Origin of the sequence: Sphingobacterium sp. UT-1RO-CII-1, from assembly GCF_026711005.1 — a bacterium.
Classification (GTDB): domain Bacteria; phylum Bacteroidota; class Bacteroidia; order Sphingobacteriales; family Sphingobacteriaceae; genus Sphingobacterium.
In genome coordinates this window covers 1-10,275 of record NZ_JAPPVJ010000014.1, presented here as the reverse complement: position 1 = coordinate 10,275, position 10,275 = coordinate 1, and the positions used below count along the sequence as shown (strand labels likewise).

The following is a 10,275-nucleotide window of genomic DNA, read 5'->3' as shown; positions in this document are numbered from 1 at the left end:
AACTAGCATCTGCAAAAATAAAGGCAGGCAATACCGCTTTCATAATCGTCAGCTTAGCAGTCTGCGAACCATTTTCATAGTTGTTGCCCCCATCAATAACAGCTGTAACTGTATATTCCCCTGCTTCGGTCTGCTTGTTATTCTCGTAGCTCACCTTTGCTCCTACTGGCAAGGCACCTGCAATAACCAGCGATTTAACAGTACCGTCGTAAGTAAAACTAGCATCGGCAAAAGTAACCCCGGCTATAGAAGCTTTCGTAATCGTCAGCTTAGCAGTCTGCGAACCACCTTTATAATTGTTGCCACCATCAATAACAGCTGTAACTGTATATTCGCCTGCTTCGGTCTGCTTGTTATTCTCGTAGCTTATCTTTGCTCCTACTGGCAAGACACCTGCAATAACTAAAGACTTCACAGTACCGTCGTAAGTAAAACTAGCATCGGCAAAAGTAACCCCGGCTATAGAAGCTTTCGTAATCGTCAGCTTAGCAGTCTGCGAACCACCTTCGTAATTGTTGCCACCATCAATAACAGCTGTAACTGTATATTCGCCTGCTTCCGTCTGCCCGTTATTTTCGTAGCTCACTGTAGCACCCGCAGGTAGACCGCTAGCTTTCAGAGATCTTGACGTGCCGTCGTAAACGAAACTTGCATCGGTAAAGGTGAACAATGGCAATGCTGCTTTCGTAATCGTCAGCTTAGCAGTCTGCGAACCACCTTCATAATTGTTGCCACCATCAATAACAGCTGTAACTGTATATTCGCCTGCTTCCGTCTGCCCGTTATTTGCATAACTACTAACTGTAGTACCAGCAGGTAGACCAATAGCTTTCAAAGATTTTACCGTCCCGTCGTAAACGAAGCTTGCATCGGCAAAAGTAAACATCGGTAGAGCTGTTTTCTCAATCGTCAGCTTAGCGGTCTGCGAACCATTTTCATAGTTCCTACCACCATCGATACTAGCCTTAACCACATATTCTCCAGCTTCTGTCTGCTCGTTATTCGTATAGCCGCTTACTGTAGCACCAACAGGCAGACCGGTAGCTTTCAGCGATTTTGCCGTGCCATCATAAACAAAGCTTGCATCAGCAAAAGTAAAGGCTGGCAATACCGCTTTAGTAATAGCAAAATCAGCTCCCGTAAAGTCTATATCGTAATTAGCACCCCCACTTAAATCGCCCTGCCCAATCGGATAATCACCTACATTCTCGCCTACTGTTCTGCTCAATGCACCACTTAAAATGCTGTTATCATCCGTACCTTGATAACCAGAAACCGTATAAGTAAACACCGGGTCACCTTCGCCGTATACTTTACCCTGTCCGCTCGCAGCAGTTACCGTCAGCGTAGCTTTAGCAATAGCAAAATCAGCACCTGCAAAATCTATAGCGTAATTAGCACCCGCGCTGAATGTGCCTTGTCCAATCGGATAAACACCTACATCCTCACCTACTGTTCTGCTCAATGCACCACTTAAAATGCTATTATCATCCGTACCTTGATAACCAGAAACCGTATAAGTAAACACCGGATCAGCTTCACCGTACATTTTGCCCAGTCCGCTGACAGCAGTTACCGTCAGCCTAGCTTTGGCAATAGCAAAATCAGCACCTGCAAAATCTATATCGTAATTAGCACCCCCACTTAAATCGCCCTGCCCAATCGGATAAAAACCGACGTCCTCGCCTACTGTTCTGCTCAATGCACCACTTAAAATGCTATTATCATCCGTACCTTGATAACCAGAAACCGTATAAGTAAACACCGGATCAGTATCACCGTATACTTTGCCCTGTCCGCTGACAGCAGTTACCGTAAGCGTAGCTTTAGTGATTTCAAAATCTGCTGATACAAACACAATATCATAATTAGCACCTGCGCTTAAGTCGCCCTGCCCAATCGTATAAACACCTACATCCTCGCCTACTGTTCTGCTCAATGCACCACTTAAAATGCTGTCATCATCCGTACCTTGATATCCAGAAACGGTATAAGTCAATACCAGATCAGCTTCGCCGTATACTTTGCCCTGTCCGCTCGCAGCAGTTACCGTCAGCGTAGCTTTAGCAATAGCAAAATCAGCTCCCGTAAAGTCTATATCGTAATTAGCACCCCCACTTAAATCTCCCTGCTCAATCGCATAAGCACCGACGTCTTCGCCGCCAACTCTGCTCAATGCACCGCTTAGGATGCTGTCATCCGTACCTTGATAACCAGAAACCGTATAAGTAAACACCGGATCAGCTTCGCCGTATACTTTACCCTGTCCGCTCACAGCAGTTACCGTCAACGTAGCTTTGGCAATAGCAAAATCTGCTCCCGTAAAGTCTATATCGTAATTAGTACCCCCACTTAAATCGCCCTGCCCAATCGGATAATCACCTACATTCTCGCCTACTGTTCTGCTCAATGCACCGCTTAAAATGCTGTTATCATCCGTACCTTGATAACCAGAAACAGTATAAGTAAACACCGGGTCAGCTTCTCCGTACACCTTGCCCTGTCCGCTGTTAGCAGTTACCGTCAGCCTAGCTTTGGCAATAGCAAAATCAGCACCCGTAAAGTCTATAGCGTAATTAGTACCCGCACTTAAATCGCCCTGCCCAATCGGATAACCACCTACTTCCTCGCCTACTGTTCTGCTCAATGCACCACTTAAAATGCTGTTGTCATCCGTACCTTGATAACCAGAAACCGTATAAGTCAATACTGGATCAGCTTCGCCGTATACTTTGCCCTGTCCGCTCGCAGCAGTTACCGTCAGCGTAGCTTTGGCAATAGCAAAATCAGCACCTGCAAAATCTATATCGTAATTAGCACCCCCACTTAAATCGCCCTGCCCAATCGGATAAACACCTACATCCTCGCCTACTGTTCTGCTCAATGCACCGCTTAGGATGCTGCTGTCATCCGTACCTTGATAACCAGAAACAGTATAAGTCAATACTGGATCGGTATCACCATATACTTTGCCCTGTTCGCTCGCAGCAGTTACCGTCAGCATAGCTGCCTCAATCTTCAGCGTGGCCGTCAATTCTTTGTCCGGTCCACAACCAGAAAGTGTAGCCGTAATGGTATAAGTTCCGACATTTACCGCTTCCGTAACCACAGCACCCAATGCGTCCTTGATTTTGTACGAAGGAGTAACACCCTGGGGAAGATTCGTTGCTATTATCGTATGTGTGGAGCCATTATAAGCGATATCTAGATCTTCAAACACCACATTGTCGTAATTGATCTGCTCGCCCTGAAACTCATAAGCTCCAATATCAATTTTGCAACCTGAAAGCCTTGGATTGCCCGCCAAATCCAGATCATTGCCCAAATCGCCATCATATAATGCATTACTTCCTGCATCTATCGCCGGACTGTTGTTTACCAACTTATAATCCCCAGCAGTTGCATCCATAAACAGGTTGGTGTACGCCACTGTGCCGTCCAAGTTATTGTTCCGTATATCACCTGGATCTGCACTAATCGTCGCATCTATATCCTGTACCAAACTATATTGGATATCTTTCGGGATGCTACTCGCACCTATACTTAAAGAACTGTTGCTATTATCTGTCGTACTTTTTACATTGCCATACACCAAGCTGTTATATACTGTAAACTTCTTAGCCCCATCACCATCAAAAAACGCATACCAAGGCGCCTTATTTCCCGCCAAGGTACTGTTGTATAACTTGACTTCATTAGAAGAAGAAGAAGAAGAGTAAATCCCACCGCCAACACCACTAGTGCTAATATTACCACTAATGCTATTATTATAGACCGAAGAATTACTTAGCGTAACCGAAGAAGTAGAAGAAGAAGAGTAAATCCCACCACCAGCACCAAAATTGAAATTATTAACATTACTGCTATTATTATAGACCGAAGAATTACTTAGCGTAACCGAAGAAGAAGAAGAAGAAGAAGAAGAAATCCCACCGCCAGCACCAATACTGCTATTATTATAGATCGCAGAACTACTTAACGTAACCGAAGAAGAAGAATTGGAATAAGAATAAATCCCACCACCAGCACGACTACTACTCCTATTATTGTGGACCGAAGAATTACTTAACGTAACCGAAGAAGAAGAAGAAGACCTAGAATAAATCCCAGCGCCAGTACCAATACTGCTATTATTATAGACCGCAGAACTACTTAACGTAACCGAAGAAGAAGAAGAATTGGAATAAGAATGAATCCCACCACCAGGAGCAGTACTATTATTACTACTATTATTATAGACCGAAGAACTACTTAACGTAACCGAAGAAGAAGAATTGGAATAAGAATAAATCCCACCGCCCTCACGACTACTGCTATTATTATAGACCGAAGAACTACTTAACGTAACCGAAGAAGAAGAATTGGAATAAGAATAAATCCCACCCCCTAAATACCTATAAACAAACTGTCCCTCTATTTTAATGTGAGAAAGAGAAGGAGCATTTGCATTTCCCCCTATGATGCCAAATCCATCCAGCTTTACTGCTACACTCTCCGTATCACTAACTGCCACGATCACATGGTAGACATTCTCTCCATTACCGGCTATTCCCGCAGCTCCCTGACCAGGAGTATTACCATAAGTATCATTCCCGTTCAAGTCACCACTTAAGATGGTGCCATCGGCGTTAGTTCCATCTTTACTGGGCAGAATACGATCAGTCAGTTCTGTTTTACCGTTTGCCGGGTCAAAACCACCGTACAGCTCCACATCTTTCACCATCAAAAAGGTACGGTCACGGGCATATTGTGCACCTGCACTGAAATCCTTCCCATCTTGGGGCGTATACATAGGCTTGTAGGTACCTTTAGCAACGTAAATCTTTAAAGGATCCGATTCTGACCAAATCCCATTTCCTTTATTCGCATTCGCCCATTTCAGCGCATCCGCCAGTTCAGGTATAGCATTTTCCCAACTATCGCCCGAGCCGTTTCCTCCATTGACATGCTTGTTGACATAAAGGGTTTTGTTAGCGTCGGGGATAAAGCACAACTCTCCTTGATTGCTCTGGTTCTCATAAGCTCCAATATCAATTTTGCAACCTGAAAGCCTTGGATTGCCCGCCAAATCCAGATCATTGCCCAAATCGCCGCCATATAATGCATTACTTCCTGCATCTATCGCCGGGCTGTTATTTACTAGAGCATAGTCCCCAGCAGCTGCATCCATAAACAGGTTGGTGTACGCCACAGTGCCGTCCAAGTTATTGTTCCGTATATCGCCTGGATCTGCACTAATCGTCACATCTATATCCTGTACCAAACTAAATCGGATATCTTTCGCGATGTTACCCGTATTTGCACTTAAATTACTGTTGCTATTATCTGTCGTACTTTTTGCATTGCCATATATCAAGCTGTTACGTACCGTAAACTTTTTAGTCCCACCACCGTGAAAATATACATAAGAAGTTCCCGTATTTCCCGCCAAGGTACTGTTGTATAACTTGACTTCATTAGAAGAAGAAGAAGAAGAGTAAATCCCACCGCCAGCACCAATACTGCTATTATTGTAGACCGAAGAATTACTTAACGTAACAGAAGAAGAAGCAGAAGAAGCAGAATAAATCCCTCCGCCACTACTACTGCTATTATTGTAGACCGAAGAATTACTTAACCTAACCGAAGAAGAAGTATAAGAATAAGAATAAATCCCACCGCCACTACTACTGCTATTATTGTAGACCGAAGAATTACTTAACCTAACCGAAGAAGAAGAAGAATGAGAAGCAGAAAAAATCCCACCGCCATTACTACCACTGCTATTATTGTAGACCGAAGAATTACTTAACGTAACCGGAGAAGAAGAATAAGAATAAATTCCACCGCCATTACTACTACTGCTATTATTGTAGACCGAAGAATTACTTAACGTAACAGAAGAAGAAAAAGAATGAATCCCACCGCCATACAGTCTATAAGTATTTCTTCCGTTAACTAAAATGGAAGAAGAAACATCATTTGCATTTCCCCCTGTGATGCCAAATCCATCCAGGTTTACTGCTACACTCTCCGTATCACTGTCTGCCAGGACAACATGGTAAGCATTGTCTTGCCTTGTTGCATGATCTTTTAGCTCTGTTAGTGGTATATTAACAGCATCATCGCCGTTCAGGTCACCACTTAAGATCGTACCATCGGCGTTAGTCCCATCTTTACTGGGCAGGATACGGTCAGTCAGTGCTGTTTTACCGTTAGCCGGATCAAAACCACCGTACAGCTCCACATCTTTCACCATCAAGAAGGTACGGTCACGGGCATATTGTGCATCTGCACTGAAATCCTTCCCATCTTCAGGCGTATACATAGGCTTGTAGGTACCTTTGGCAACGTAAATCTTTAAAGGATTCGATTCTGACCAAATCCCACTTGTTTTATTCGCATTCGCCCATTTCAGCGCATCCGCCAATTCAGGTATAGCGTTTGCCCAACTATCGCCCGAGCCGTTTCCTCCATTGACATGCTTGTTGACATAAAGGGTTTTGTTAGCGTCGGGGATAAAGCACAACACGCCTTGATTGCTCTGGTTCTCATAAGCTCCTATATCAATTTTGCAACCTGAAAGTCTTGGATTGCCCGCCAAATCCAGATCATTGCCCAAATCGCCGCCATATAATGCATTACTTCCTGCATCTATCGCCGGGCTGTTGTTTACCAACCTATAGTCCCCAGCAGCTGCATCCATAAACAGGTTGGTGTACGCCACAGTGCCGTCCAAGTTATTGTTTCGTATATCGCCTGGATCTGCACTAATCGTCACATCTATATCCTGTACCAAACTATATTGGATATCTTTCGAGATGTTACCCGCATTTGTACTTAAAGTACTGTTGCTATTATCTGTCGTGCTTTTTGCATTGCCATACACCAAGCTGTTATATACTGTAAACTTATTAGCCCCACTACCTTCAAAAAACACATAAGAAGACCCCTTATTTCCCGCCAAGGCACTGTTGTATAACTTGACTTCATTAGAAGAAAGAGAAGAAGAAAAAGAAGAAGAAGAAATCCCACCGCCATTACTACTACTGCTATTATTATAGACCGAAGAATTACTTAACGTAACGTAAGAAGCAGTAGAAGTAGAAGTAGAAGAAGAAGTAGAAGAAATCCCACCACCAGCACCACTACTACTATTATTATAGACCAAAGAATTACTTAACGTAACAGAAGAAATAGTAGGAGAAGAAGAATAAATCCCACCGCCATCACTACTACTGCTATTATTATAGACCGAAGAGTTTATTAACCAAACAGATGAAAAAGAAGTAGAAGGAGAAGAATAAATCCCTCCGCCATCACCACTACTGCTATTATTATAGACCGAAGAGTTTGTTAAGCTAACAGAAGAAAGAGAAGAAGCAGAAAAAGAAAAAGAAATCCCACCGCCATCACCACTACTGCTATTATTATAGACCGAAGAGTTTGTTAACCTAACGTAAGAAGAAGAAGAAGAAGAAGAAATCCCTCCGCCAACCCTTTTATAAGCACTTCTTCCGTTAACTAAAATGGAAGAAGAACCATTTGCATTTCCCCCTGTGATGCCAAATCCATCCAGCTTTACTGCTACACTCTCCGTATAACTGGTTGCCAAGACCACATGGTAAGCATTATCTTGCCTTGTCGCATGATCTTTTAACTCGGTTAGTGGTATATTAACAGCATCATCGCCGTTCAGGTCACCACTTAAGATGGTGCCTTCGGCGTTAGCCCCATCTTTACCAGGCAGGATACGCTCAGTCAGTGCTGTTTTTCCGTTAGCCGGGTCAAAGCCACCGTACAGCTCCACACCTTTCACCATCAAGAAAGTACGGTCACGGGCATATTGTGCATCTGCACTGAAGTTCTTCCCATCTTCAGGCGTATACATAGGCTTGTATGTGCCTTTGGCAACGTAAATCTTTAAAGGAGTAACCACTGACCAAAGCCCACTTGTTTTATTCGCGTTCGCCCATTTCAGCGCATCCGCCAGTTCAGGTATAGCGTTTGCCCAACTATCGCCCGAGCCATTGCTACCTATTACATTTTTATTGACGTAAATAATCCTTTCGGCATCCGGCTGCACTGTCTGAGCAATTCCCTCTGCACAAAAGGTCAACAACAGCATGATAATAGAGAGGTAATGGCTAACACGATTCATAGTTAATATTTTTGATGTTTGGAATCCTTATGCAATCGCAAAAGAATAATAAAGGCCTAACCTAGCGAAAAAGGCCATATCAACTACATTTAGGGGTGGGACAAATATGGGACAAATTCAAAAAACACACCTAACCCCCTGATAACGAAACCCATTAAAAGAAACATCAGAGTAGCTTTACCTATAAATAAATTTTGTTTCGCTTTAGAATTTTGTTTGGTTATCTTTACCCTGATTTGCGCGAACCAATAGAAATCAACAAGAAAATATTGCGGATGACCGTCTACCTTAGGCTATTTTTTTTCCTAACGATACTCTGTCTCAGCACCAACACATATGCTGTAGATAGCCTCGCTATACATGTACATACGGTACTCCAACAGATTTCCGAAACCGAAAAACGCAACTAGCACAACGACTGGAAGCCATCAAAAAACCACAACCTATTCAAAACCCTAAAGCATTATCCGCCGTTTATCACAGCCTGTTGGCAGAATCCTATGCCCGGATAAAGGATCATAAAACCCCTGTAAGTGAATGGTTATTTGCCCATGCTCTATCCGATATCCAAAACACCAACAACACCGGGCTCCTTATCTGGGTAAATACCCTCTATGGCTATTACTATTATACGTACAACGATTACATCCATGCTCTCCCCTACTTTTTAGAGAGCGCATCCGTTGGCAACTGGAAGCCGAACAAAATAAATTAAAACGGGCGTCACTACTCAAATGGACCTGGGGCGCAATCAGTCTGTTATTAGCACTCATCATCATACACCTGCTTATTACTCACAAAAAACGATTGAAACTGCAACAGGTAGAGTCTGAGAGAAAACTGTTATCTTTCCAAAGATAGCACATATGCTTGGGGTTACGACTGATGCCGTGCGTAAATCCAAACAGCGCATGCGAAAAAAATATAGCGAACAATTCGAACTGTTTTTTAATTTAGAAACTGTCGAAGACTAAGCTTCATCATCGCATCTTGCTTTTATTATGCTAGTTTCTATCTTCCTCCTCATAAAAAACTAAAATTATGAACTCCGTAATTAAAACTTGCTGTTTTAGTCAATTATACACAACATCTATACAAAACATCTAAATTGAGCAAAGTTTCACTATCCTGAATATAGAAGCAAAACTAGAGTCTCCTCATCTGCGTTTTGCCCCAGCTTATAGAAAGCCCTAGCTCGTGTGTGCTGTTGCTAATGAAACGGTTCAGGTTGCTGTTCTTCAAGTTCTGCTGATAGCTATATGCAAAGCGGATATTCTTTAAATTAAACTCCGCATGCCCCATCAGGTCGCCACGCTGCCGGTACCCGCCACCGATACCAAATTTAGAGGTAAAGAAAATCATAGCCGATGCATCAAACTGTAAGCCCGTCACCTCACGGTAGCTACTCAATAAACTTGGACGCAGATAAATATTCTCATCCAAGTCAAAGATAGCAGCACCCGATACATAAAACGTATTGTCACGGCCAAACTGACGCACATAGTCCGAATCGTTCGAGCCGAAGATAGCCCGTGGCATAGCAAAACCAACATAATAACGATCAGGTCGCACCAACGAAGCCGAAAGGCCGTAAAGCAAAGTGCCATACTGCATATCACCAAAAGCAGGGTCCGAAGGGTCTAAACTGCTATAATCGCCCCGTTGCTGGGTGTAGCCCAGGTTTACACCCAGACCCAGATATTCCGACTCCGAAATGCGCAGCGTTTTTGTGAAGTTGGCAGAAGCCTCCGTGCTGCGCTCCACACCAATTTTAAACTGCTTGGCGTTAACACCCACAACTACACCCTGGTTACCCAAAGCCATATTCGCATTAAACCATATGCTTTTAGGCGCACCTTCCATACCTACCCATTGGTGGCGGTACAGTAACGAAGCATCCCCTTCGCCCTGCGAAAGAAGGGCATTAAAACTCGGGGTTAAAGTCTTTGAAAATGACCCTGACAATGCAGGGTCAATATATTGTTGTGCACGTACCGCGCCGCAAAGCATGTTCAAGCACCAAACAGCTATAAGTACGCTATATATTTTTTTATTCTTTTTAGTCATCACTTCTACGCTATAAAATTCTTTGTATTCTATTATTTACGTACCACAAAATATCCTTTATCGTACTC

2 protein-coding genes are annotated in these 10,275 nt (G+C 43.3%); both read right to left on the bottom strand.

All coding sequences use genetic code 11. The annotated features are described in order from the left end of the window. Window positions 1-8,140: MBG domain-containing protein (locus ORI89_RS18930; RefSeq protein WP_268232093.1), on the bottom strand; the 8,140-nt coding region annotated here is incomplete at its 3' end. Between the two features lie 1,146 nt (window positions 8,141-9,286). Further along, window positions 9,287-10,207 (bottom strand): PorP/SprF family type IX secretion system membrane protein, encoded by a 921-nt coding sequence (locus tag ORI89_RS18925; protein ID WP_268232092.1) that lies wholly within the window; start codon window positions 10,205-10,207, stop codon window positions 9,287-9,289. Window positions 10,208-10,275: the final 68 nt, after the last annotated feature.